Origin of the sequence: Arthrobacter rhombi, assembly GCF_039526245.1 — a bacterium.
Taxonomy (GTDB): domain Bacteria; phylum Actinomycetota; class Actinomycetes; order Actinomycetales; family Micrococcaceae; genus Arthrobacter_H; species Arthrobacter_H rhombi.
This window is the reverse complement of sequence record NZ_BAAAIV010000010.1, coordinates 218,796-242,807: the sequence shown is the minus strand read 5'-3', so window position 1 is coordinate 242,807 and position 24,012 is coordinate 218,796. Positions and strand designations below refer to the sequence as shown.

Genomic DNA, 24,012 nt, shown 5'->3' with positions numbered 1-24,012 from the left:
AACCACCATTGGAGTCCGGCGAGCCAGCGCTAGGCTGACGGCATGACTTTTGCCAATGTGGGAACCCTCGGAGCCGCCCCCGGAAAACGCGACGAACTGGTCGCCCACCTGACCCGGCGCAGCGACGTCCTGGCCGGACTGGGGTGCATCGCCTACGAGGTCGGGGTCAACGCCGAGAATCCGGACACGGTCTACGTCCTTGAACTCTGGGACAACGAGGCGGCGCACCAGGAATCGCTGGCGCTGCCCGAGGTCCAGGCGGCGATCGCCGCCGCCCGGCCCCTGCTCTCCGGCGAATTCGGCGGCCTGCGGTTCGACGTCATCGGTTCCCCGCTGCGCGACTGACTGGCCCGCTGCCGCCCCGCAGAAGCGGCTACAGCCGGACGTAGTCGGGGTAGCGGGCGCTCAGCGAATCGCCGGATGAGGTGCCGGTCAACCGCCGCTTGACCCACGGCACCACGTGCTCGCGCGCCCAGCGCGCGTCCTGCTGCATCCTGGCCAGCCGGGACTGCGTCGCCACGGTCTCGAGTTCCGGGGTCTCGATCGCGTCGGTGGACTCCAGCAGGTTCAAGACCTTCTTGGCCATCAGCGTGTGGCCCGGCGTCCCCATGTGCAGACGGTCCTGGGCCCAGTAGCGCAGGTCGCTGAATTCCCGCCACCGCCAGTAGTCGGCCACCACGGCTCCGTGGTTGTCTGCCGTCTCACGCACCCATTCGTTGTAGATGGCCGTGCGGCCGCGGGTCTTGCCGAACACCGCCGAGTCCGAGGAATCAAAGCCGGTGAACACCACCACGGCTGCACCTGAGGCGCGCAGCCGGGCCACCATGTCGTCGTATCCCGCCATGAGGGCGTCGATGTCCACGCGCGGACGCAGGATGTCGTTGCCGCCGGCGTAGAGCGTGACCAGGGTGGGCTGCAGCACCAGCGCCGCATCGAGTTGCTCGTCGATGACCTGGCGGATCTTCTTGCCGCGGATCGCCAGGTTCGCGTACCCCCACGCCGGGTCGGCGGTGCACAGCTGTTCGGCCACGCGGTCCGCCCACCCCCGCACCCCGTTGGGCCGGGTCGGGTCGTCATCTCCCATGCCTTCAGTGAACGAATCCCCCAGGGCCAGATACCGCTTCTCGAATTCCACGCATCCACCTTACGTCGCCGGCGTCGGCTGGTTGCGCCCTCGGCTGAAAGGTCCCCCGGCGCAGTCGTTTTCGAGCCGTGGCACAGGGTTCTCACAGTTGTGTTGGGGACAGTGGAAGACATGCAGCACCCGTATGGACCGCTTTCCCGAAAGGAACCCGTCGTGAACATCCGCCAGGCTATTTTCGCTTCCGTGGCCTCGGCAGGTGTCCTGGCTTCCGGCTGGCTGGGTGGCACGGCCCCCGCAGCCCAAGCGGCCTCCACCCAGACCCCTCCCCGCCTCGGCTCGCTGCCCTCCGGCGCCTCGGCGACCATCAGCGACCGGCTGTCCACGTCCTCGGCGTCGCTCTCCCCGGTCCGGCGTCAACAGCTGCGCGGATCCGCCCCGGTCCAATTGCTCAGCGGCCCCGGATACTCCCCCGCCGCCTATGCCATGACCCAGCAGGCTGCCCTCGACGCCTCACGGGCGTGAACTCGATGAGTGGGCCAGCCGAAGATCCCCTGCCCGATGAGGAAGCTGACCCGCCAGTTCCTTCCCTGGCCAACCGGACCTTCGAGGCCTTGGGGACAGTGGTCAGCATCAGCGCACCCCTGGCCGCCGACGAGCTGGACGCCGCCGTGCAGACCATGAAGCGGGTCTTCGAGGAGACCGAACAGTATTTCGGCGTGGGCGGCCGCGGATCGGTGGAGGACCTGCGCCGCGGTGAAATCGAACTGCGCTACTCCCACCACCGGCTCCGCGCCCTGTATGAACAGGCCATCACCTGGCGCAACGCCACCGAAGGCGCCTTCACCCCACACACCCCGACCGGCCCCGTGGATCTGCGCGGACTGGTCAAGGGCTGGGCGATCGCCCATGCCGGCCAGGCCATGATGGACCTTGAATTGCCGCACTGGTCGGTGACCGCCGGCGGCGACGTGCTGTGCAGCGGTTCGCCCTTCCCGGCGGAGCCCACCGGATCCGACCCCTTCTACGGGCGGCATTGGCGCGCGGGCATCACCGATCCCTTCGACACCGACGCACTGGTCGCCGACGTCCCGCTGGCGGGCACCCCGGGGTTCACCGCGGCACTGGCCACCTCATCCGGCCACGGCTACGGCCGCTCCAACGCGTACCTGCAGGTCAGCGTCCTGGCCGAGGACATCGTCACCGCGGACGTGCTCTCCAAGGCGATCCTCGCCGGCGGTGCCACGACCCTTGATGCGGCGGTGCGAGAACTCGGCGTTGCGGTCCTGGTCTGTGGGCACGACGGCGAACTGCAGGCCTCACCGGAGTGGCCACTCCACAGCCCGGCCTGAGAGACCGTCTATTCCAGCGGTGCCAATCCGGCGAGGACCTCGTTGAGGGATTCGGTGGTGGAGGGGTGTGTCCAGATGCCGTCGCGCAGCTCTGACGCGGTGACGCCCGCGCGCATGGCCAGGGCCACCAGATTCACCAGTTCCTGGGCGTCGATGCAGTTCAGGGTCGCCCCCAGGACCAGGTCGGTCTCCGGGTCGACGACGAACTTGATGACCCCGCGGGTCTGTTCCATGATCTTCGGTCGCGGCATCGCGGCGATCTCGGCGACCTTCTTCGAGGCGACCAGGACGTCGCGTCCCGCCTCCCGCGCCTGCTTCTCGTTCAAGCCCACCCGGGCCAGGGGCGGGGTGAGGAAGGTGGTGGAGGGGACGGCCACCCGGTCGGCCCGGCTGCGAGTGCCCTTCCCCATCAACTGGCCGGCCAGGATCCGCGAATCGTCAAGCGAGATGTAGGTGAACTGGTCTCCACCGTTGACGTCGCCCACGGCGTAGACCCCTTCGAGGCTGGTCCGCAGGAAGTCGTCGACCGGGATGTAGCCGCGGTCGTCGGTGGCGATGCCGACCGCGTCGAGCCCCAGGACCGCGGTGGCCGGGGTCCGCCCGGTGGCAACGAGCAGGGCGTCGGCCTCGAGCGAGCCGTCCCCCGCGGAGTCCGTCACCCCCAGGGTGACCGTGCCGCCCTCAGCCGCGACGGAAGTGGCCGAGGCACCGAGCCGGAAGGTGACCCCCTGCGCTTCGAGCCCCTCGCGCACGGCCGAGGCGACGTCGTCGTCCTCCGCGGACAGCAGTGCCTCCGAGCGCCCCACCACGGTGACCTCGGAGCCGAAGTCGGCGAACATGCCAGCGAATTCGAGGCCGACGTATCCGCTGCCCAGGATGGTCAGGCGGCGCGGGAACGGGTCGGCGTGCTGGATGGTGGTCGAGTCGTAGACCCCGTCGGCCGGTTCCAGGGCTGCCAGGCCGTCCAGTGACGGACGGGCCGGGAAGGCACCGGTGTTGATGATGACGTGTTCTGCGGTGATGTGCAGCGTTTCCGTGCCGCCGGTGACCTCCACCAGGTGGCCGGGGGCGACGGAGTCCTGCCCGTTCTCCCCGGGGGCGATGAAGCGGGCGTCGCCGTCGATGAGCGTGACCGTCGAGACGGTCGCGAGCATCTCGTGGTTCTTCGCGCGCAGCTTGCCGATGAGCCCGTCGCGGGCTGCCACGGAGGAGCTGAACCACTCCACCGGGTCGTCCCCCTCGCGGCGCCCGCTGGCCTGGTGGACCAGCGCCTTGGTGGGAACACAGGCCACGTTGATGCACGTTCCGCCGTACATCTGGGGCGAACGCTCCACCAGCGCCACCTGGCGGCCGCTGCGCGCCAGCTGCCCGGCGAGGGTCTTCCCGCCCTTGCCCCAGCCGATGACCAGGGTGTCCACGTCCAGCTGCTCCATGGTGTTGCTCCTTCTTGTGGGTGGGTGTACGGATGAATCTAGTCGGCCGCGGCGCTCAGCAACACCTGGCGCAGGGTGGCGGAAAGCTGGCCGCCGCGGGATGTGGTGCCACTCTCCTCGGCCCGGGCCGGCACGTACCCGAAGCCGATCCCGTAGGCAGGGTCGGCGTAGGCCAGGGTGGCGTTGGCGCCGTCGTGCCCGAAGGCACGCCAGGAACCGAAGTCGTTGCGGGGGATGGACTTCATGAACATCAGCCCGAACGCACCGGTCAACCCGTTCGCCCGGTCGATGCCAAAGACCTGCTCATCGGCGACGGCGTGGACGGTTTCCCCGGTGAGGAACGGCCCGTCGGCGGCACCGTCTTCACGGACGACGCCGGTGCTCGCCGCCGCGTAGAGCCGCGCCAGGCCGCGGGCGCTGGCCACGCCCCCGGCTGCAGCGATGCCCGCGGAGCGGATGATGGGCAGGTTGGGCAGATCCAGCAGCCCGTAGCCCACGCCGTCGCCGACGTCGAAGCCGGAGGTCGAGTTCAGCGCCAAACCCATCGGCCCGAACGGGTCGATGAAGGGCAGCTGCTGCTCCCCGGCGGGCTTGAGGACGTCCCGGTAGCGGGCCTCCTCCGCCTCGGGCAGACCGAGGTAGAAGTCGATGCCGAAGGGCTCGCGGATCCGGGTCTCGTAGACGTGCTGCAGGGTCTGGCCGGTGATGCGCCGGACCAGTTCCTCGGCGAAGACCCCCATGGTCAGCGCGTGGTACTGATGCGTGGAGCCGGGCTTCCAGACCGGCGGTGCGGCAGCCAGGCGGGCCGCACCCGTGGCCGAGTCGGTGTACTGCTCCACGCTCATGCCGCCGTCGACGCCCGGCAGTCCGCCCTGATGGCTGAGCAGCTGCCCCACGGTGATGGCGGCCTTGCCGTTGGCCGCGAATTCGGGCCAGTAGGTGGCCACCGGCTCCTCGGGATCCAGCAGTCCGTCCTGCACCAGCAGGGCCATCACCAGGCCCGCGGCGCCCTTGGACGCGGAGAAGACCCCGGTGAGCGAGTCCTCGCTGCTGTTCGGGCCCACCACGTGGTCGATCACCAGCACGCCGCCGGCGTAGACGCAGAGTTGCGCCGAGTAGTCGGGGTCCGCGGCGGCGAAGGATTCCAACAGGTCGACGACGGGGGCAAAACGCGGATCGGTCACGAGGTGGTTCTCCTGGGGTTCGGGCGGTTAGATTTCTGGGGTTTCCTGGCGGAAGCGCAGCCGCCAACGGTTGTCCTGGCGGTGCCAGAGGGAGCCGACCGCTGTGGCGGTTTCTGCTCCCACCCATCGGTAGGCCAGGTGGATGGCGTCATCCCCGGCCTGGACTGCCTCGAGCAGCTCGAACGTGCGCTCGGCGCCGGACCAGGTGGCAGGTGGCGCGTAGTTGGCGGAGGGGGCATCGTCGTCGTCCGGGATGCCGTCGTCGCGGGCCTCGGGGAGATCGGTGGCGGCGGAGGCGAGCACGGTGATGGCGGTTTCACGTTCGCGTACCGTGCCGTCGGCGGCGATTTCCCGGTAATCGGGATGCAGCAGGAAGTTCAGCTGGCTGACCTCTGAGCGGACTTCGGGGTCCAGCAGTTCGCGTTCGAGGGTGACCACCGCGTCGATGTCGGCGTTGCCCTGACCGGTTTCCGCGGTGTCCTCCAGCGAGGAGAAGAGGTCGTCCTGGGCGGGTTGCCGCGGAGCTGCCGGGGCCGGAGCCGGAGCTACGGCCTGGGCCTGCGCCACGGAGGCTTGCTCCGCCGTCGTCCGGGTTTCCGCGGGAGTGCCGGCGGCTGTAGCGCCGGGGTAGCCGGGGCCCATGTCGCTGCCGCGTCCCGCCTGGTAAGCGGTGGCGACGGCGCGGGCCCGGTCATCGGCCGCCTCGTTCAGGTAGTGCCCGGCGTGGCCCTTGACCCATTCGAAGCTGTAGTCGCGGCCGCGGATCGCCTCGTCGATCTGTTTGAGGAGCTCGACGTTGAGGACCGGCTTGCCGTCGGCCTTCTTCCAGCCCTTGCGCTTCCAGCCGGGCATCCATTTGGTGACGCAGTTGATGACGTACTGCGAGTCGCACAGGATGCGCAGGTGCTCGTCGGTGACGTGGGCGGTGGCGCGGAAAAGGTCCAGCACCGCCATGAGCTCGCCCATGTTGTTGGTTCCGTGTGGCCAGCCGCCGGCACGCCAGGTGGCGTCGTCGACGTACCAGGCCCAGCCGGCCGGTCCGGGGTTTCCCAGCGCTGAGCCGTCTGCTGCGGCGGTGATCGTCATGGTTTCCATCCTGCCACGTGGGGCTGTCGCTTGGGCGCTCCTGCCGCTCGTGTGATGCGACAACCTCTGGGGGGATACATGCACGTCAACCGCCTGTCCGCGCTGTTGGTCGCCGGGCTCTCGCTGCCACTGCTGTCCGGATGCTCGGCCTCGAATGCCGCCTCCGGGATCGAGCTGCTGGAGCAGCCCGCGACGAAGGCCGATGCCTTGCCGTCGGGTAGCAACGCTACGGGGTTCAAGCCGGGCACAGCACGGTTTGCCGCCCGGGCGGAGGGCCACTCGTTCTATGTGGCTCTCCCGGCCAACGAAGAGGATACCGAATCGATGCCTGCACGTCCCGGGGTCTGCATCATCGTCGCGGAGGATGATTTCACTGGTTGCGGCGGGATGCCCGTCAACGCGATGGGCATCAGCTTCGGCACCGTCCAGCTCGTCCCCGACAGATTCGACGCCTCGACCCTCACCTCCGCTGGCTGGAAGCAGCTCCACCGGAACGTGTTCGTCAAGGGCCTCAAACCGATCCCGTCTCCCGAGCCCAGCCCGTAGGACCGCCTAGGCCGGGTACAACGGGTTGTGTCCCGGGGTGACCTCTTCGCCGGCGCGTACCGGACCGGGGGCCGTTCCGTTGCCGAAGGGCGAGCCACCCAGGGATTCGCGGCCGTGCGGCTCGAGCCAGTTGGACAGGTCCGGGCCCTTCGGGACGAACTGGGTGGGATTGATGTCCTCGTGCACGATGTAGTAGTGCTGCTTGATCTGCACGAAGTCGGTCGTATCCCCGAAGCCCGGCGTCTGGAACAGGTCGCGGGCGTACGCCCAGAGGGCCGGCATCTCATCGAGCTTGTTGCGGTTGGCCTTGAAGTGGCCGTGGTAGACCGGGTCGAAACGAGCCAGCGTGGTGAACAGGCGGACGTCGGCCTCGGTGATGTGGTCACCCATCAGGTAGCGCTGACCGCTCAGCCGCTCCTCCAGCCAGTCCATCGCCGTGAAGAGGCGGTCGTAGGCGGCATCGTAGGCGTCCTGGGAACCGGCGAATCCGCAGCGGTAGACCCCGTTGTTGACCTCGGTGAAGATCCGTTTGATGACCGGGGCCATCTCCTCCCAGCTACCGGCAGGGATGAGGTCCGGGGCGCCCTCGCGGTGGAATTCCTTCCACTGCGTCGAGAAGTCCAGGGTCATCTGCGGGTAGTCGTTGGTGACGACGCCGCCGGTGGGGATGTCGACGATCGCCGGGACCGTGATGCCGCGCGGGTAGTCGGGGAAGCGGGCAAAGAAGTTCTCCTGCAGCCGTTCGGTGCCCAGTACCGGGTCACGTCCGTCCGGGTCCAGATCGAAGGTCCAGGAACGGGCGTCATGGGTCGGGCCCGGCAGGCCAATGCTGATGGCGTCCTCGAGGCCGAGCAGGCGACGGACGATGAGCGTGCGGTTCGCCCAGGGGCAGGCGCGGGCGGCCACGAGCCGGTAGCGGCCTGCTTCGACGGGCCAGGCCTGTGCCCCCTCGGCGAGTCCGGCGTCGGGGTTCCCGATCGATCCGCCGGGCTCGGCGGTGGAGGCGCGGATGGCCTCGGGATCGGCGACAATCCGGTCATCGATGTAGTTGGTATCCCGGGTGAATTCCTGTCCCGGTGTCACGTACGCGCCACGGGTGGAGTGCTGGTTCTCGCTCATGAAGCCAGCCTACGCCGGGCCGATGAAGCGTGGCTGGCCGATGGTCACCTTCCGCGCTAAGTTAAGGTGTCTTAACTTTTCTCGACGACGACGAAGGAGGGCCATGGCGACCACGGTCATCGAACGGCAGGGCCGGCCCCAACGCCGGCTCATCTGGCTGCTGGGACCTGCCTTTGTGGCGGCCATCGCCTATGTGGACCCCGGCAACGTCGCCGCGAACCTGACCGCCGGCGCCCAGCACGGCTACCTGCTGGTGTGGGTACTGGTGGTGGCCAACGTCATGGCCGTCATGATCCAGTACCTCTCCGCCAAACTGGGCCTGGTGACCGGGAAGTCGCTGCCCGAGCTTCTCGGCGAGCGACTGCCCCGCACCGGCCGGCTGGCGTTCTGGGGCCAGGCCGAACTCATCGCCATGGCCACCGACCTGGCCGAGGTCATCGGCGGCGCCATCGCCCTGCAGATCCTCTTCGGCCTGCCGCTCCCCCTCGGCGGGCTGCTGGTCGGCATCGTGTCCATGGTCCTGCTGGCCATCCAGTCGCGACACGGCCAACGCCCGTTCGAATTGGTCATCATGGCCCTGCTGGTGCTGATCACCATCGGCTTCGTTGCTGGTCTGTTCGTCAGCCCGACGGACTGGGGCGCCGCAGCCGGCGGATTGGTCCCGCGGTTCGAGGGGGCCGGAACGGTCCTGCTGGCCGCCGGGATGCTCGGTGCCACCGTCATGCCGCACGCCATCTACCTGCACTCCTCGCTCTCCCGCGACCGCCACGGGGGCGGTCACACCCCGACCGGGCTGAAACGTCTCCTGCGCGCGAACCGTTGGGATGTCGGGCTGGCCCTCGTCGTCGCCGGCTCCGTCAACATCGCCATGCTGCTGCTGGCTGCCACGAGCCTGCGCGGCGTCGAGGGGACCGACTCCATCCAGGGCGCGCACGCGGCCATCGTCGATGCGCTGGGGCCGTTCATCGGCGTCGTCTTCGGGGTGGGTCTGCTGGCGTCGGGCCTGGCCTCCACCTCGGTCGGCTGCTATGCCGGTTCGGCGATCATGTCGGGGCTGCTGCACCGGCGGATCCCGTTGCTGGCGCGCCGCTTGGTGACGCTGATCCCCGCGATCATCATCCTGTCCGTCGGCGTGGACCCGACGTGGGCCTTGGTACTCAGCCAGGTGTTCCTCTCGGTGGGCATCCCCTTCGCTCTGGTTCCCTTGGTCCGTTATACGGGCCTGCGCTCGCTCATGGGCACGAACGCCAACCCCCCCGCCACCCAGGTCTTCGCGTGGGCCATCACCGTCGCGATCGTCGCGCTGAACCTGCTGCTCATCTACCTCACCGTCACAGGAGCCACCTGATGGCACCCCGCCCGTCTGCCAGTCCGCCGGCCGAGGGCATCAGCCGGGTTGCCGAGGATTTCCTCAAGGCCATCTGGTCCGCCACCGAATGGGGAGGCGCGCCCATCACCGGCAAGGCGCTGGCCGAACGCTTCGGCACCACAGCGGCCAACGTCTCGGACACCATTCGCCGCCTCACCGCGCAGGGCCTGGTCAGCCACGAACCCTACAAGCCGGTCCGACTCACTCCGGCCGGCGAACGCCACGCGGTGGCCATGGTCCGCAAGCACCGGCTCATCGAATCGTTCCTCGTACGCACCCTCGGCTACTCGTGGGAGGAAGTGCACGACGAGGCGGAGAACCTCGAGCATGCGGTCTCCGAAACCATGATCGAGCGCATCGACGCCCTCCTGGGCCACCCGGACCGCGACCCCCACGGAGACCCGATCCCCGCGGCGGACGGCACCTCGCCCCACCCGGAGCACGCGGTGAACCTCCCCGATGCCGCCCCCGGCAGCTACGAGGTCACGCGCATCTCCGATGACGATCCGGCTATTCTGCGCTTGCTCGCCGGCCACGGTCTGGGCCCCGGGTCCGTCGTCACCGTGCGAATCCGCGACGCCAATTCCGAATTGCTCTTCCTCGAGTACGACGACGGTGAGTTGGCTTCGCTGCCACGTGAAGCGGCCGCGGCGATTTGGCTGGTCAACAAGGGCTGAGCGCGTTTTTCTGGTCCTTGGGTTCCGAGCCGTTTAGTGGGCGAGGGCCCGTCGGGCAATCGCTATCAAGTCCTGTGCTGGCGTTTGCGAGGGGCGCGGACCATCCGACCACACTGCGGACAGGTTCCTCGTCAGCTGGATTCCGGTCGTTTCGACGGCGACCAGGCGCCTGAGCGCCAGATCGTCGGAAATCGCCAGGGAACTGAGAACACCGGGCGCCACACCGGAGGCGATAGCCGTCCTGACCACGGCAGTGCTGGAGAGCTCGACGCGGGGTGACGCGATCGTGCCAGCGACCCCGTCGAGCTCCTCGAACAAGTACTCCAAGGCCTTTCGGGTACCCGAGCCCTCTTCGCGGGTAATCGGCGGCGTCTCGGCTAGTTCCCTCGCCGTGATGGGCTTCCGCCGTCGTGCCCACGCATGAGTCGGGGACACGGCAACCATCAAGGTGTCACTACCCAAGGTCGCGGCACGCAGGTCCGAGGGGATGTCAGGAGTTTCAATAAAGCCGAGCGGTACCGTTCCATCCCGGACCAGGGCGATCACCGCTTCGCTGTTGACGGCGCTGAGTCCGATGCGCGTCGGCACCTGACCGGCAGCTTCTTGTCTGGAGCGCAGGGTGACCAGCCAACGCGGCAGGAGGTACTCCGCGATGGTCAGACTCGCGGCGACGTCGAGTTGGCGCAGTGACTGCGTGCGGATCGATTCGATGCCGGCTTCCAACCGCTCGGCGGCGGCGAGCACGTCGGCGGCCCAGCCCGTGATCATGACACCCGTTTCGGTGAGTGTCGACCCTCGCGGAGACCGGGATATGAGGGTCGCCCCCATCTGGCCTTCCAGAGACCGAATCCGCGAGGAGACAGCTTGCTGGGATACCCCGAGGCGTGCGGCAACCCGAGTCAGGCTGCCGAGCTCGTCGACAGTCACCAGTAGTTCCAAGCCTGCAAGATCAGGCACGTGCGGACCGAGCAAAATACGTTACCTACAACTTTCGCTTGTATCCCGCCAACCTTACGCCGACTACCACGGCCCGGCCGCCTGCGCGAGAGTAGTCTCTGTGAACCCAGCAGATGACCGCCCCGATCTCCCACGCTCCGTTGCCACGCATCACGGACAGCAGCCCCCCGACCGCGTCCGCGCTGGAGGGTCGCCAGCCTGGTTGCCCGGCGTCGGAGTCGCAGGGGCAGCAGCCCTGCTCGCTTGGGGCATCCACACGGTCGTGCCGGCCGTCCCGCTGCTCACCGCCTCCGTTGCCCTGGGCATCCTGGTCGCACAGCTTCCGTCTGCCCGCGGGGCGCTCACTGGCATCCTCGCCCCGGGATTGAGCCTGGCCGCCAAGAAGTTCATGCGGCTGGGCATCGTCCTGCTCGGCCTCAAGCTGAGCCTCGTCGACATTGCCCACCTCGGCTGGATCTCGGTTGTCACCGTCATCGCCGTCCTGGTGATCACTTTCGTCGTGACGCTCTGGCTCGGCCGCCTGTTCGGGCTGCCTGGCCACCAGCCCTTGCTGATCGCGACCGGCTTCTCGATTTGTGGCGCGTCGGCCATCGGTGCGATGAGCCACGTCGTGAAGTCGAAGGACGAGGAAACCGCCACTCCTGTTGCGCTCGTGACGCTCTGCGGAACACTGGCCATCGCCGTGCTTCCCCTGCTGTGGCACCCACTCGGCCTCAACTCGCTGCAGTTCGGGCACTGGGTCGGGGCAAGCGTGCACGACGTCGGCCAGGTGGTCGCCACCGCCCAGATCGCCGGTCCCGCAGCGCTCGCGATCGCCATCGTCGTCAAGCTGACCCGCGTGCTCATGCTCGCCCCCATGGTGGCCATCACCTCGGTCGTCATGCGCAAACGCGAGGGTGACCCCACCGCCGGAGGCAAGCAGCCGCCGATCGTGCCGCTCTTTGTCGCAGGTTTCATCTGCGCCGTGCTGATCCGCACCTTTATTCCGCTCCCGGAACCGGTCACCGACGCTGCGGATACCGTGCAAACAGCGCTGCTGGCCATGGCGCTCTTCGGCCTGGGTACTGCGGTGCGGCTGGGCCAGCTCGTACGGACCGGATGGCGGGCCCTGCTGGTGGCATTGCTGTCGTGGACACTCATCGCGGCCCTCGGCTGGGGTGCAGTGCAACTGGGTTAGGCGTCGAATGGTGGAACAACGCATCAGCGGATGAACGGAGACGTTGAGCCGTCGCGGGGACGGTATCGAGAATCGGGCCGCTATGCTCCAGACATGGGGAAACCACTTGAATACGTCATGCTCCACCGCGGTCTGGGCTGGGTCGCCACGGGGCTGGTCCTGCTTTTCGCGATCCAAATGCTGGGCGTTGCCCTCCAGATGTTCCCGGTGACCCAGCTCTTGGAGGACGGCAACGCTGCCAACCTGGAACCGCCGGGGAGCCTCTATGTCATCCCGGTGTTGATGCTTCTGGCCGGCGCAGCGATGGTCGGCCGCGGGATGATCCGCCGACACGCTACCCCCACCGCTGAAACTACCGGTTGATCCCCAACGACAATCCATCCGCCTGGGACCGGGAGCGGGCCAACCGGGCGAACGGGCCGTCGCCGTCGCGCAGCTCGGCGGGCGTCCCGCGCTCGTCAATGCGATGGGAGTATCTTCTTCAGCGACGCTGAAGGGCCATCATGAGAATCGAAGTCTCGGGTTGGGACCAGTATGCATCGAGACTCAATTCGTGTGTTAAACGGGCCCACGTTAGACGGGGTGCTCCTGATTTGCCGCTCTCATAGCGAGGCACTCCAAAGGATCTCTCGAAGCCCACCCGGTATCGCTCGAAGTGTTGCCAGATCTCCGCTCGGGTGCCACCGAACGTCAGGACGATAGCGGCCAGCTCCCCATTTTCGATATACCACTGACCGGATAGGTCACTTTCCCTGGCGGTGAAGTCGTACTCGACTAACCCCTCTTCATGAGCGCTGCGGCTTCCCTCAACCGTCTGGCAACCATGACGTTCCAATATGCGAGCGAGCTCGGATTCTGATGAGGGCCAATGGGTGCACAAGAGAGCACCCACTGCTTCACTTAGCCGCTCCGCACTCGGCCCTCGAACTGTACGAAACCCCAAAACTGGCTCCTTAACAACTCAATGCGCTTAGCAGGTCACTGTCTCGATGCCGGATCCAGCCTCAGCCAAAGACAACGATCCAGCAGGGGGCGACCACGCACCGCTCTTGTTTGCGTTCCATAGATTCCATCGCAGATACGATGGGCAGGTACCGGTGTAGTACGACGTGCACCGCCACAGACAATCAGGACCGTAGGCGGGTTTCATTTTTGCCATCAACGATTGGCACTTCGCCTGTGAACCGATATTGCTTTCGAAGAGTGCCCATTTGTATGCAGCAGCCGTCCCGGCAGGACTGCTAGCAACGGAAATTGCTTGTGCCGTGGGTTCGGTCGGTTGAGCAATGGGTTCCGCGGTTGCCGGTCCCGCAAACAGACCAACTGCCAACAGAGCCGAAATCACGACCGCAACAATCCCAGCCGGCTTTCGTACTTTGAGACCGTATGACATTTTCTCCGCTTGCAGTGCCGTCAACCAATAATGAAACGATATTCACACACGCTGTGTTTAAAGGCAACGGGCGGGGCCACTTGGAGGCAAGTTGAGGATCGACGAAGTACATCGACTCAGACGCAACTTTGTTCATGAACCTCTGAAAACTCGTTCAAGGGGACGTCTTCTCCGTGACCGTCCTGGACGAAGTCCAGTACTGCGAGGTCGACCAGATCCTGACCGTGGAGCCGGACGAAGCGGAAGCTCTCCGCCAAGAACCCAACACTGACTGCCTGATCCTGGTGGCGTGTACACCAACCGGCCTGACCACCCAGCGATTGCTGGTTCGTGGCCCGAAGGTTCGACGACCCGGCAGCGGCGGAAGCCGGAGCGCTTACCTCGCCAGCGGATGTTAAGGACGCGGGCGCCCGCCTCCTCATTGCCGGTCGATGATCGCCCCGTGTTTGACGGTGTTGGCTACCTACGTCTTCCCGTGGATATGCGACCGCGGACCGTGGTCCCGAGCGACGAGCATCCAACGAATGCCATGAAGCGATCGACTGTGCGCGGACGGCCCCGGACCCTGATCGAAGGCACATTCGAGCAGCCATCCCAAACTCAGCTGAAACCGGCTCTTCCCAGATGAGGGTGTAGGTCGGCCGGCCGCGTCGGTCCGCAGATAGACGTCGAGGTCTCCCGACGATGGAGGTTCCTACGCCATCCATCCGAAAGACCTCGACGTGACCGACGCTACCCCGCCGGCCGGCTTCGGCCGCCCTGACCTGACCGCCTTCGCGTCTCATCCCAATCGACCCTGATCGGGTCTGCTGATCCTCTCGACGAGAACGCAGCGACATCATAGCCACCCAACCCCGACCGTCCGGGAAGCCGGGGCACGTCGCATGGCCTGTGCTGCGGGCGTGTCGAGTGGGGCGTCCAGGGGCGACGCAGGAGCGTCGACGCGACGTGCTGAGAGGTGGTTCTAAGGCATGGCGATAGGTCAGGAACGGCGTCGCTCCCTGCGCAGGAGGGAGCGCAGAGTCTCGGCGTTCGCGTAGCCGACCCGTAGCGCGATCTCGGCGGAGGTGAGGTCCGTGGTTGCTGAGAGGTGCCGAGCTCGTTCGATGCGAAGCCGTTGGACGAAGCCGAGCGGAGTGAGGTTGAGCGCCGCACGGACTCGTCGTTCGAGGGTGCGCCGGCTGGTGCCGAGCGACTGCGCGACGAAGGCGACGTTGAACGGTTCGTCCAGGCGGGCGCGCACGAAGCGTTCGAACTCGACGACGATCGGGTCCTCGTGCCGGAGATGTTCGTAGGCGACGAAGGCCGCCTGCGACGGACGCTCGTCGATGATGAGGAGCTTGGCGACATGTTGGGCCAGGTCGGGGCTGATCGATCGCACGAGTGAGAGCGCGAGGTCGATGTGGGCGAAGGCGGCGCCGGCGGTGACGAGGTTCCCGTCGACCACGACCATGGTGTCGAGATCGAGGGCGACGGTCGGATAGCGCTTCAGGAACTCCGGCCCCAGGAACCAGCTGGTCGTCGCCCGCCGATGATGCATCCGTCCGGTCTCGGCGACGGCGAACACGCCGGTGCACGCCGCGGCGATCCGGGTGGTCGCCTCGTCGAGGCGCCCGAGCGAGGCGATGACCGAACGAGCATCTCGGCTCTGGAGGGCGTCGTTGGTAGCGGCGGCCGTAAGGGTTCCAAGCGCAGGGACGACGACCACGTCGAACTCTCCGGACTCCGACAGCGGGTGGTCCACCGACAGGGTCATCGATGCCGTCGTGGTCACTCGCCGTTTCGGTCCGAGGATGGCGAGTTCGATCGGGTCGATCCGCGGGTCGACATCGCCGCGGGCTCCGTCGGCCACCCGCACGATGTCGATGATCGACGCGATAGCCGAACCGAAGCAGCCGTCGATCGCGATCAGTCCGATACGCATGACGTAAACAATAGCAATACTGCCGTATACGCCACTTCTCACATGCCCTTGCTCGTCATAGACTGAACTCGCTTCACCAAGAAACCTCGACACCTAGGAGAACCCCTCATGTCAACACCCGCATCACTTCCGTATGCCTTCGTCGCCAAGATCGTCGCGGCCGATGGACAGCACGACGCGGTCGCCGATCTGCTCGCCGGCGCTGTCGCGCTCGCCAACGAAGAAGTAGGAACGATTGTCTGGTTCGCGGTCAGGACCCACGCCGACACCTTCTGGATCTTCGATGCATTCCCCGACGAGGCCGCTCGCGACGCCCACGCCAACGGCGCCATCGTCGCAGCCCTGATGGCCAACCAGCACCTCCTCGGCACAGCACCCGAGATCCTGGCGGCCGACGTCCTCGCGTCCAAGCTCCCGTAGTCCGCCAACGCACGAGACGATCGCGCCCCGCCGAGCCGTCGCCAGGTCGCGACGCAACGCCACGCTGCGTTGCCGAGCGGTGCGAGGCCTATCGGCACACGGACAGGATGCCGGCCGCGAGCGCTCAGCCTGCGAGGGGTCCGTCGCAGAGGAGAGCGACGTCGGTGTCGGGCAGAGACGTGAGGCCAGCGCATCGCGCGACCACCAGAACCGAACAGCCCCTGCCCTGCGTTTCCGCAGGTCAGGGGCTGTTCGCCGGAGCCGCCTGTCGGAATCGAACCGACGACCGAATCACGTCGGCTTTGCGTCTATCGCTTGATGCGCCCACTGGGCGAACGAGCCGCTGACCTGCGCAAACGCCGAGCGTGGGGGACGCCGCCATCCGGTGGTGACCGACGACGACCGACCAGTACCGACCGTTTCACCGGAGCTTGCGGCGGCGTCGAAGCCGAGCAAGCTCCATTCCTTTAGCTCACCGCGCCCTCCTCCTCGCCGGTCCCGTCGTCGTCGAAGACGTTTCAGGGGTCTTCTCAGATGACGGTGTAGGTCGGCCGGGCGCGTCGGTCCGCAGATAGACGTCGAGGTCTCCCGACGACGGAGGTTCCTACGCCATCCATCCGAAAGACCTCGACGTGTCCGACGCTACCCCGCCGGCCGGCTTCGGCCGCCCTGACCTGACCGCCTTCGCTCGACTCGACGGCCTCGGTCTGAGCGTGACCGGACAACGACTTGAACCGGATCGTGCGGTCCTCGCGTGCCGCGTGGTGGAACCAGATCAGTGGTGCCGACGGTGCGGCAGCGAAGGCGCTGCTCGTGACACCGTGATCCGGCGGTTGGCCCACGAGCCGCTGGGCTGGCGACCGACCGTGCTGGAAGTTGTAGTGCGCCGCTACCGCTGTGCCGACTGCGGACACGTGTGGCGCCAAGACACCAGCGCCGCGGCGGAGCCACGCGCGAAGCTCTCGCGCACCGGGCTGCGGTGGGCGCTGGAAGGGATCGTGGTCGCACACCTCACCGTCGCCCGTGTCGCCGAGGGACTCGGGGTCGCGTGGGACACCGCCAACAACGCGGTCCTGGCTGAAGGCAAGCGGCTGCTGATCAACGACCCCACGCGGTTTGAGGGCGTGAAGGTCATTGGCGTCGATGAGCACGTCTGTCGCCACACCAGGCGTGGCGACAAGTACGTCACCGTGATCATCGACCTCACCCCGGTCCGCGATGGCACCGGCCCAGCAAGGCTGCTGGACATGGTCGAGGGCCGGTCGAAGGCGGCGTTCAAGACCTGGCTCGCCGACCGCGACGACGCCTTCCGTGACGCGGTCGAGGTGGTCGCGATGGACGGCTTCACCGGGTTCAAGACCGCCGCTGCAGAGGAGATCCCGGACGCGGTCACGGTGATGGATCCCTTCCACGTCGTGCGCCTGGCCGGTGACGCCCTCGACAGGTGCCGGCGCCGGGTCCAACTCGCGATCCACGGGCACCGTGGGTTCAGGGACGACCCGCTCTACAAGTCGCGGCGCACGCTGCACACCGGCGCGGACCTGCTCACCGACAAGCAGAGCGACAGGCTACGCGCGCTGTTCGTTGATGACGCTCACGTCGAGGTCGAGGCGACCTGGGGTGTCTACCAGCGCATGATCGCCGCCTATTGCCACGAGGACCGGCAACGTGGCCGCGAGCTCATGGAGAAGCTGATCACCGACCTCAGCGCCGGCGTCCCCAAGGTGCTCACCGAGCTCACCACCCTGGGCCGGACCCTGAAGAAGCGAGCCGCTGACGTGCTCGCCTACTTCGAACGACCCGGCACCAGCAACGGGCCGACCGAGGCGCTCAACGGACGGCTCGAACACCTGCGCGGCTCCGCACTCGGGTCCCGCAACCTGACCAACTACATCGCCCGAAGCCTGCTAGAGACCGGCGGCTTCAGACCCCAACTCCTACACCCCCGATTGGGATGAGCCCTGAAACTACCGGTTGATCCCCAACGACAATCCGTCGGCCTGAGCCCGGGATCGAGCCAACCGGGCAAACGGCCCGTCCCCTGCGCGGAGCTCAGCCGGTGTCCCCCGCTCGACGATGCGGCCGCCGTCGAGGACCACGAGTTGGTCGGCCTGCTCCACCGTGGAGAGGCGGTGGGCGATCGTGATGGTGGTCCGCCCCTCCGCCAGCCGATCCAGCGCAGCCTGGACCTGGGCTTCAGTGGTGTTGTCCAGCGCGGACGTCGCCTCGTCCAGCACCAGGACCCGCGGGTTGCGCAGGATGGTCCGGGCGATAGCCAGGCGTTGCTGCTCACCCCCGGAGAACCGGTGCCCGCGGGCACCGACCAGCGTGTCCAGCTGGTCCGGCAGCGAGGCGATGAGATTGTCGATCTGCGCCGACTCCAGCGCGGCCCACAGGGTGGCCTCGTCGGCCTCGGGATCGGCCATCAGCAGGTTCTCCCGGATCGAGGCGTGGACCAGATAGGACTCCTGGGACACCATGCCCACGATCCGTGAGAGGTCCGCCGGGGCGAGGTCGCGGACGTCGATCCCGTCGATGGTGACCTGCCCGGTGGTGGTGTCATGCAGGCGCGGGACCAGCGAACCCAAGGTGGACTTGCCCGAGCCGGTGGCCCCGACAATCGCCGTCGCGGTCCCGGCAGGCACCACCAGATCGATGTCAGACAGGACCGTCGCATCGCCGTCGTACGAGAAGCCCACGCCCTCGAAGCGCAGTTCCCCGCGCACGGCGGCCGGGTCGATGGCGACCGGGTGTTCGGGCGGGGTGATCTCCGGGACGAGGTCGAGGTATTCGAAGATGCGGCTGAACAGCGCCATGGCGGTCACCCATTGGACCCCGACATTGAGCAGTCCCATGATGGGGCGGAAGATCGCTGCCTGCAGGGCCGTGAACGCGACGATGGTGCCGATGGTCATGCCCCCGGTGGCCGCCGGGAAGCCGCCTGCCAGGTAGATCACCGCGGGAATGGCGGCGAACACGATCTGCATGGTGGCCATGCGCCAGCGTCCGGCCAGCTGCGAGCGCAGTTCCAGTCCGATGAGGCGGTGGGAGCTGGCGGTGAAGCGTTCGGCGTCGCGCCCGGTGGTGCCCAGGGTCTTGGACAGGCGGACGCCGGAGACGGAGAGGCCCTGTTCGACCTGGGTGTAGAGGTTGGCGAGCTCGGCCTGGCGGTCGGCGGTGATGTCGCGGCGCATCAGGGCCACCCGGCGGCTGAGGATCACCGCTGGCGGGATGACGATGAGCGAGAGGATGCTGAGCATTGGCGAGAGGGCGACCATGGCGATGGCGGTGGCGACGGCGGTGGTCAGGTTCGAGGCGATGGACGTCGCGGTGGTGGTGACCACCGACTGCATGCCGGCGATGTCGCTGGTCAGTCGGGATTGGACCTCGCCGCCGCGGGTGCGGGTGAAGAACGCGAGCGACTGGGCCTGCAGGTGGGTGAACATGCCCGAGCGCAGGGTGTGCATGACGCGCTGGCCCATGTCGGTGGCCATCCAGGTCTGCACGACGCCGATCAGTGCGGTGATGGCCGCGATGACGACCATGGCGCCGGCCAGGGTGGCCAGCAGCGGGATGTCCGCGTTCGGGATGGCGTCGTCGATGATCGCGCGGACCAGGAACGGCTGGGCCAGCCCGGCAATCGAGGCGAGGCTGATCAGCAGCACCAGGATGGTGATCATGCGGCGATGCGGCGCGAACAGTGCTGCGACGCGGCGCAGGCTCACCGGGTGGTCGGTGAGCTGGTTGCGGTCGGCGGCGCTGACTTTTGCGGGGCCGGGGCCGCCGGGCCGGCCGCCTCCCATGCCGCCGGCGCCGGGCTGGGTCGGGGCGGGAGCGGAGGACGGGGTGGGGTTTGGGGCCGATGCCATCGGCACCACCTCCTGGGTCGAAGGGGTTGCGCGGTTGTCGCGCCAACTATGCCGAGGTTACCTCACTATGTGGTTGCCGCGCAAATGGGTACACTGGTGACATGACCTCCCCTGCCGCCGCTGTCCACGCCGCCGAATACGCCGACGAACCCGATCTGGGCGAGTTGTTCCATGCAGCCTTCCGCGGGCTGCGCCGCCGGTGGGCGCACGAGCTGGCGCCGTTCGAGATGACACCGCACCAGTGGCGGGCCCTGAACACCCTGGCCCGGCACAGCGACTCCTGCGCCCCGACCGCGGACCTGCCGCCCGCGGGCGTGCTGCGGCTGAAGGCGCTGGCCGAGCAGTTGCGGATCGCCCCTCGTTCGGCCACCGAGGTGGTGGACCAGCTCGAGGGCAAGGGGCTGGTGGAGCGGATTCCCGATCCCCACGACCGCCGCGCGGTCCTGGTCCGGATGACCGCGACCGGGCAGGAACTGCGCTCCGACGTGCAGCGGGCCCGGCGGGAGCAGGCCAACGAATTCTTTGCCCGGCTGGATTCCGGCGAGCGCGCCGAACTGTCCCGCCTCCTGGGCGTCCTCGCCGAGGAAACGAACTGCAGCCCCCGCGTCTAGTGTGGGGAGCGAACGCATCCCCGATCGGCAGGAGGGCATCCCATGCCCCGCACCATCCGCTGGACCACCGCCGACATCGGCGACCTGACCGGTAAGACAGCCATCGTGACCGGCGCCAACAACGGCCTCGGATGGGCGACCACCCGCGAATTGCTCCTGCACGGGGCACACGTCGTCCTCGCCTGCCGCGACGACGCCAAGGGCCAGGCCGCGCTGGATCGACTGCGAGCGGACGCCGTGGGCGCGGTCGGCGAACTGCGCGCCGAGGTCCTGGTCCTGGACCTGTCCATCCTCGCCAGCGTGCGCACCTTCGCCGAGGCGTTCCTCGTCGCACACGACCGCCTGGACCTGCTGGTCAACAACGCCGGCATCATGATGACCCCGTATGGGCTGACGGCCGACGGGTACGAGCTGCAGTTCGGCACCAACCACCTCGGCCACTTCGCCCTAGCCGGCCTGCTGCTGGACGCACTGGCGGCGGCACCGGGCTCCCGCGTCGTCTCGCTGTCCAGCCTGGCCCATCGTGGCGGGTCGATGGACTTCGCGAACCCGTTGTTCGCCGACGGCGGGTACTCCCCCAGCGCTGCCTACAACCGCTCGAAGCTGGCCAACCTGCTGTTCACCCGCGCATTGGACCGGCGGCTGCGCGCTGCCGGCCAGGACACCCTGGCCGTCGCCGCCCACCCCGGCGTGGTGGGCACCGACTTGTTCGGCCATGTCTTCGACCGGCCGGCGCTCCGCCCGGCCCGTGCGGTGTTCAACGCCGTGATGCCCCGACCGGCGGATGGCGCCCGCCCCACCCTGCGGGCGGCCACCGATCCCGGCGCCCGGGGTGGGGACTACTTCGGGCCGGGAGGTCCCGGTGAATTGCGCGGGGCACCGCGTCGGGCGAAGTCCAGCGAGGCGGCCCACGACCCCGCGACGGCCCGCCGGCTCTGGGAGCTCTCCGAGGAGCTCACCGGCGTGCATTACCTGGACGCACCCGGCATCTCCTAGCCTTCGGCCCGGCCGGCCCGCCAGTACCCCATGAAGGAAACCTGCTTGCGGTCGATCCCGACATCGCGCACCAGGTAGCGGCGCATCGACTTGATGACCCCGGCCTCGCCCGCAATCCAGGCATAGAACGGCTGGCCCGATCCCGACGTCGTCTCCCACAGGATGCCCTCGTCGACGTTCACGTCCTCGAAGTCCTTGCCCGGATCCACCGCGCCGGCGCCGGGAACCGCGACGGCGGAGCGGACCGCCGCCTCCAGCAGGTTTCCCGGGGCCTGCATGCCGCGCGGCAGCCACTGCACTGCCACGCCGGAGCGGGTGAACGAACCCTGGATGTCCTCGACGGCCGGCACCTCGATGAATGCGTCGCCGGTGATGCCCGGCGGCAGTGACTCCAGGATCGAGCAGATCGCCGGGGCCGCCGTCTCGTCGCCGGCCAGCAGGATGCGCCGGGCCTGCCCGGGACGGAATTCGATGCCCCCGTAGTCATGGCCGCACAGGGCGCGGTTCGGCCCCAGGATGATGACCTCGTCGCCGATCTGGGCTTCGGCGGCCCACACCGAGGCCGGCCCGCCCACCAGCACGCCGTTCTCGCGGCGCACATGGAGCACGAAGTCCAGATCCAGCTCGGGGTCCACCCCGGCGTTCCCGGGGTGCCCTGCGGGGCGGAAGGACCTGACCGTATAGGTGCGCATCGACCCGCGTTCGGACGGGTCCTTGGCCAGCCACGTCCGGTACCAGCCGGAGGCGTCGTCGTCGCTGATCGTCCCACCCGGCGACAGATCCTCGAACAGCGAACGCATGCGGGCCACGGCTCCCTCTCCGGGCGGCGGCACCAGGACCTTGATGCGCAGGTCCAGCGGGTGGCCTCCGGTGCCGAAGTGCTCCAGTTCCGGCCCGGCGAGGGTCAACCGGCGGAAGCTGGGGCCCAGGTCCTGGACGTCGACTGCGGTGAGGCCGAACGCCAGAGTGGGGCAGACCTGGACCGAGGGGCGGCGCGGTTCCTGCACGACGGCGGTGTCCCCGTCTTCCTGCCCCGCCCCGGCCACCTCGCCCGGGCTCGGGTCAGCCTGCGGGGTCTCGTCGTCGAGTCGGGTGGTGCGGAAGCGTGTGCTGGCCGCGTCCTCCGCCACGTCGGGCCGCTGCACCAGGTGACGGCCGATCGGCAGCACCAGCGGGGAGCCGGCGACGGGGTCGGTGATCACCCGGGCCGGGAGCCCGAACACCTCCTGGACCAGCTCGGCGGTCAGGACCTCGGAGGGGCGCCCGGAGACGGCCACCGCACCGTCGACGAGTGCCACCAGGTGGTCGGCGTAACGTGTGGCCAGGTTGAGGTCGTGCACCACCATGACCACCGTGGTGCCGTTCCTGCGGTTCAGGTCGGCGATCGCGTCGAGCAGCAGCAGCCGTTGCGCCACGTCCAGGTGGTTGGTCAGCTCGTCCAGCAGCACGACGCCGGTCTCCCGGCCCAGGACCCGGGCCACCGCGAGCAGCTGGAGCTGATCGGCCGAGAGGTCGCCTTCGAGGCGGTCGGCGAGCCCGGTGCACCCGGTGGCGAGCAGCGCACGGTCGATCGCCGCGTCGTCGTTCCCGGTCCACCCAGCGGAAGCGGAGCCCTGCGCGGCCCGGCCGCGGGCCACGTACTCACGGGCGGTGGCCCCCTCGAACTCCGGATGGGGTTCGGCCAGCAGACCCGGCAGGCCGGCGGAATCGGCAGCGGGGAGCGCTGCCAGGTCGCGGAGCAGGGTCGAGGTGCCGCTGCCGTTGGCGCCGATGACCAGGGTGATCGCGCCGGCGGGGATGTCCAGGGACAGCCGCTCTGCGTTCAGGGGGTTCATGTGTTCCTTCGCTGGTGGGGTGTGCTCGCGCCGGGTGGACGCCATCCTGCTGGCCGGGCAACGGGTCCGCTGGGGTGCCGCTGCCCTAGACTGGCGGCATGATCCAGCCGACGCCTGCCCCGCTGTTGCACGTGACCGATGCTGCCGCCCTGATCACCGCCCCGAATCCCGGGCCCATGACGTTGGACGGGACCAATTCGTACATAGTGCGTGCCACGCCGGATGCCGGCGGCGTGGTGGTGGTGGATCCCGGCCCCGCCGATGAGGGCCACCTGCAGGCACTGGCGGGCCAGGGCCGCGTCGAGCTCATCCTGGTCACCCACCGGCATGGGGACCATACGGAGGGGATCGACAGGTTGCACGAGCTGACCGGAGCCCCGGTGCGCGCCGCGCTTGCCGACCATTGCCGGGTTGCCGAACCGCTGGTCGACGGCGAGGTCATCACGGCCGCCGGGCTGCGCATCCAGGTGGTGGCCACTCCGGGCCACACCTCGGATTCGCTGTGCTTCCTGCTGCCCGACGACGGACACCACGGCTCGGTCCTCACCGGTGACACCGTGCTGGGGCGCGGAACCACCATCCTGGACTTTCCCGACGGAACACTCGGGGACTACCTGGCCAGCCTGGACGTCTTGTCCGGCTTCGAGAAGGCAGCCCTGCTCCCGGCCCACGGACCGGCGCATCCGCATCTGGGCACCGTCGTGGAACAGTACATCTCCCATCGGCTGCAGCGTCTGGAGCAGGTCCGCGAGGCGGTCGCCCGGATCTGTGGCGGGGACGCAGCGGCCCGTCCGTCCGTCGGGGAGGTCACCGATCTGGTCTACGCCGACGTCGACGCCGCGGTGCGCGGGGCGGCCGAGCATTCGGTGGCCGCGCAGCTGGATTACCTGCTCGGGATCGCCGACCGGTCCTAGGGCGAAACGCGCAGGGCACTGGGCATCCACACTGGTCTCCCCTCACGGTTGGCCCGGGAACGACCCCGA

Annotated in this window: 22 protein-coding genes and 2 pseudogenes; 14 read left to right on the top strand and 10 right to left on the bottom strand. The window is 68.2% G+C overall.

Annotation, left to right across the window (positions count from 1 at the left end; genetic code table 11):
- The first annotated feature begins 42 nt into the window (after positions 1-42).
- Positions 43-345, top strand: a complete 303-nt coding sequence (locus ABD088_RS09265) for a putative quinol monooxygenase (protein ID WP_343901636.1) — start codon at positions 43-45, stop codon at positions 343-345.
- 28 nt (positions 346-373) lie between these two features.
- On the opposite strand, the gene ABD088_RS09260 is transcribed toward ABD088_RS09265, so the two are convergent.
- The gene (locus ABD088_RS09260; RefSeq protein ID WP_343901635.1) at positions 374-1,135 is read right to left on the bottom strand and encodes an SGNH/GDSL hydrolase family protein; all 762 of its coding nucleotides are present in this window, start codon (positions 1,133-1,135) and stop codon (positions 374-376) included.
- A gap of 162 nt (positions 1,136-1,297) precedes the next feature.
- Here ABD088_RS09260 and ABD088_RS09255 point away from each other — a divergent pair, with 162 nt between their 5' ends.
- Positions 1,298-1,606, top strand: coding sequence for a hypothetical protein (locus tag ABD088_RS09255; RefSeq protein WP_343901634.1), 309 nt, complete (start codon positions 1,298-1,300; stop codon positions 1,604-1,606).
- Positions 1,607-1,611: 5 nt separating this feature from the next.
- A complete protein-coding gene (locus tag ABD088_RS09250) occupies positions 1,612-2,433 on the top strand; it encodes an FAD:protein FMN transferase (RefSeq protein WP_343901633.1) in 822 nt (273 codons plus the stop codon).
- Positions 2,434-2,441: 8 nt separating this feature from the next.
- Here ABD088_RS09250 and ABD088_RS09245 read toward each other — a convergent pair whose 3' ends face one another.
- From ABD088_RS09245 to ABD088_RS09235, 3 genes are read right to left on the bottom strand one after another with little or no spacing between them, the layout of a single operon-like run.
- Complete coding sequence (locus ABD088_RS09245; RefSeq protein ID WP_343901632.1) at positions 2,442-3,866, bottom strand: FAD-dependent oxidoreductase; 1,425 nt, start codon at positions 3,864-3,866, stop codon at positions 2,442-2,444.
- Positions 3,867-3,904: 38 nt separating this feature from the next.
- Positions 3,905-5,050, bottom strand: a complete 1,146-nt coding sequence (locus ABD088_RS09240; protein ID WP_343901631.1) for a serine hydrolase domain-containing protein — start codon at positions 5,048-5,050, stop codon at positions 3,905-3,907.
- Between the two features lie 27 nt (positions 5,051-5,077).
- Positions 5,078-6,136, bottom strand: a complete 1,059-nt coding sequence (locus ABD088_RS09235) for an RNase H family protein (protein WP_343901630.1) — start codon at positions 6,134-6,136, stop codon at positions 5,078-5,080.
- Between the two features lie 78 nt (positions 6,137-6,214).
- Here ABD088_RS09235 and ABD088_RS09230 point away from each other — a divergent pair, with 78 nt between their 5' ends.
- Positions 6,215-6,682 (top strand): hypothetical protein, encoded by a 468-nt coding sequence (locus tag ABD088_RS09230; RefSeq protein WP_343901629.1) that lies wholly within the window; start codon positions 6,215-6,217, stop codon positions 6,680-6,682.
- 6 nt (positions 6,683-6,688) lie between these two features.
- On the opposite strand, the gene ABD088_RS09225 is transcribed toward ABD088_RS09230, so the two are convergent.
- Positions 6,689-7,801, bottom strand: a complete 1,113-nt coding sequence (locus ABD088_RS09225) for a glutathione S-transferase family protein (protein ID WP_343901628.1) — start codon at positions 7,799-7,801, stop codon at positions 6,689-6,691.
- 103 nt (positions 7,802-7,904) lie between these two features.
- Between ABD088_RS09225 and ABD088_RS09220 the strand changes: the two genes are divergently transcribed.
- A complete protein-coding gene (locus tag ABD088_RS09220) occupies positions 7,905-9,149 on the top strand; it encodes an Nramp family divalent metal transporter (protein ID WP_343901627.1) in 1,245 nt (414 codons plus the stop codon).
- Entirely contained in the window at positions 9,149-9,847 is a 699-nt protein-coding gene (locus tag ABD088_RS09215) for a metal-dependent transcriptional regulator (protein WP_343901626.1), read from the top strand. The genes ABD088_RS09220 and ABD088_RS09215 overlap by 1 nt, the downstream gene beginning before the upstream one ends.
- A 33-nt stretch (positions 9,848-9,880) precedes the next feature.
- On the opposite strand, the gene ABD088_RS09210 is transcribed toward ABD088_RS09215, so the two are convergent.
- Positions 9,881-10,615: a LysR substrate-binding domain-containing protein gene (locus ABD088_RS09210; protein ID WP_343901682.1), complete on the bottom strand. Its 735-nt coding sequence runs from the start codon at positions 10,613-10,615 to the stop codon at positions 9,881-9,883.
- Between the two features lie 15 nt (positions 10,616-10,630).
- Positions 10,631-10,804, bottom strand: a pseudogene (locus ABD088_RS09205) (helix-turn-helix domain-containing protein); the annotation flags it as partial.
- Between the two features lie 202 nt (positions 10,805-11,006).
- On the opposite strand from ABD088_RS09205, the gene ABD088_RS09200 reads away from it, so the two are divergent.
- The 3 genes and pseudogenes from ABD088_RS09200 to ABD088_RS09190 form a co-directional block, all read left to right on the top strand.
- A complete protein-coding gene (locus tag ABD088_RS09200; protein ID WP_343901681.1) occupies positions 11,007-11,981 on the top strand; it encodes a YeiH family protein in 975 nt (324 codons plus the stop codon).
- A gap of 93 nt (positions 11,982-12,074) precedes the next feature.
- The gene (locus ABD088_RS09195; protein ID WP_343901625.1) at positions 12,075-12,344 is read left to right on the top strand and encodes a hypothetical protein; all 270 of its coding nucleotides are present in this window, start codon (positions 12,075-12,077) and stop codon (positions 12,342-12,344) included.
- A 1,191-nt stretch (positions 12,345-13,535) separates the two neighbouring features.
- A pseudogene (locus ABD088_RS09190) lies at positions 13,536-13,772 on the top strand (sortase); the annotation flags it as partial.
- A gap of 584 nt (positions 13,773-14,356) precedes the next feature.
- Here ABD088_RS09190 and ABD088_RS09185 read toward each other — a convergent pair.
- Positions 14,357-15,298 (bottom strand): GlxA family transcriptional regulator, encoded by a 942-nt coding sequence (locus ABD088_RS09185; RefSeq protein WP_096222961.1) that lies wholly within the window; start codon positions 15,296-15,298, stop codon positions 14,357-14,359.
- Positions 15,299-15,406: 108 nt separating this feature from the next.
- On the opposite strand from ABD088_RS09185, the gene ABD088_RS09180 reads away from it, so the two are divergent.
- Both ABD088_RS09180 and ABD088_RS09175 read left to right on the top strand, forming a co-directional pair.
- Positions 15,407-15,718, top strand: a complete 312-nt coding sequence (locus ABD088_RS09180; RefSeq protein ID WP_343901624.1) for a putative quinol monooxygenase — start codon at positions 15,407-15,409, stop codon at positions 15,716-15,718.
- A 632-nt stretch (positions 15,719-16,350) separates the two neighbouring features.
- On the top strand, positions 16,351-17,676 hold the full coding sequence (locus tag ABD088_RS09175) for an ISL3-like element ISPfr2 family transposase (RefSeq protein ID WP_343901623.1): 1,326 nt from the start codon (positions 16,351-16,353) through the stop codon (positions 17,674-17,676).
- A gap of 9 nt (positions 17,677-17,685) precedes the next feature.
- Here the strand turns inward: ABD088_RS09175 and ABD088_RS09170 are convergent, their stop codons facing one another.
- The gene (locus ABD088_RS09170; protein WP_372710933.1) at positions 17,686-19,587 is read right to left on the bottom strand and encodes an ABC transporter ATP-binding protein; all 1,902 of its coding nucleotides are present in this window, start codon (positions 19,585-19,587) and stop codon (positions 17,686-17,688) included.
- A 101-nt stretch (positions 19,588-19,688) separates the two neighbouring features.
- On the opposite strand from ABD088_RS09170, the gene ABD088_RS09165 reads away from it, so the two are divergent.
- Both ABD088_RS09165 and ABD088_RS09160 read left to right on the top strand, forming a co-directional pair.
- On the top strand, positions 19,689-20,198 hold the full coding sequence (locus ABD088_RS09165; RefSeq protein ID WP_343901622.1) for a MarR family winged helix-turn-helix transcriptional regulator: 510 nt from the start codon (positions 19,689-19,691) through the stop codon (positions 20,196-20,198).
- A gap of 42 nt (positions 20,199-20,240) precedes the next feature.
- Positions 20,241-21,194 carry an oxidoreductase gene (locus ABD088_RS09160; protein ID WP_343901621.1) on the top strand — a complete coding sequence of 318 codons (954 nt, stop codon included), beginning with the start codon at positions 20,241-20,243 and terminating at the stop codon, positions 21,192-21,194.
- Here the strand turns inward: ABD088_RS09160 and ABD088_RS09155 are convergent.
- Positions 21,191-23,029 (bottom strand): SIP domain-containing protein, encoded by a 1,839-nt coding sequence (locus ABD088_RS09155; RefSeq protein WP_343901620.1) that lies wholly within the window; start codon positions 23,027-23,029, stop codon positions 21,191-21,193. The two genes, ABD088_RS09160 and ABD088_RS09155, sit on opposite strands and share 4 nt — an antisense overlap.
- Positions 23,030-23,127: 98 nt before the next feature.
- Here ABD088_RS09155 and ABD088_RS09150 point away from each other — a divergent pair, with 98 nt between their 5' ends.
- On the top strand, positions 23,128-23,943 hold the full coding sequence (locus ABD088_RS09150) for an MBL fold metallo-hydrolase (RefSeq protein ID WP_343901619.1): 816 nt from the start codon (positions 23,128-23,130) through the stop codon (positions 23,941-23,943).
- Positions 23,944-24,012 lie beyond the last annotated feature (69 nt).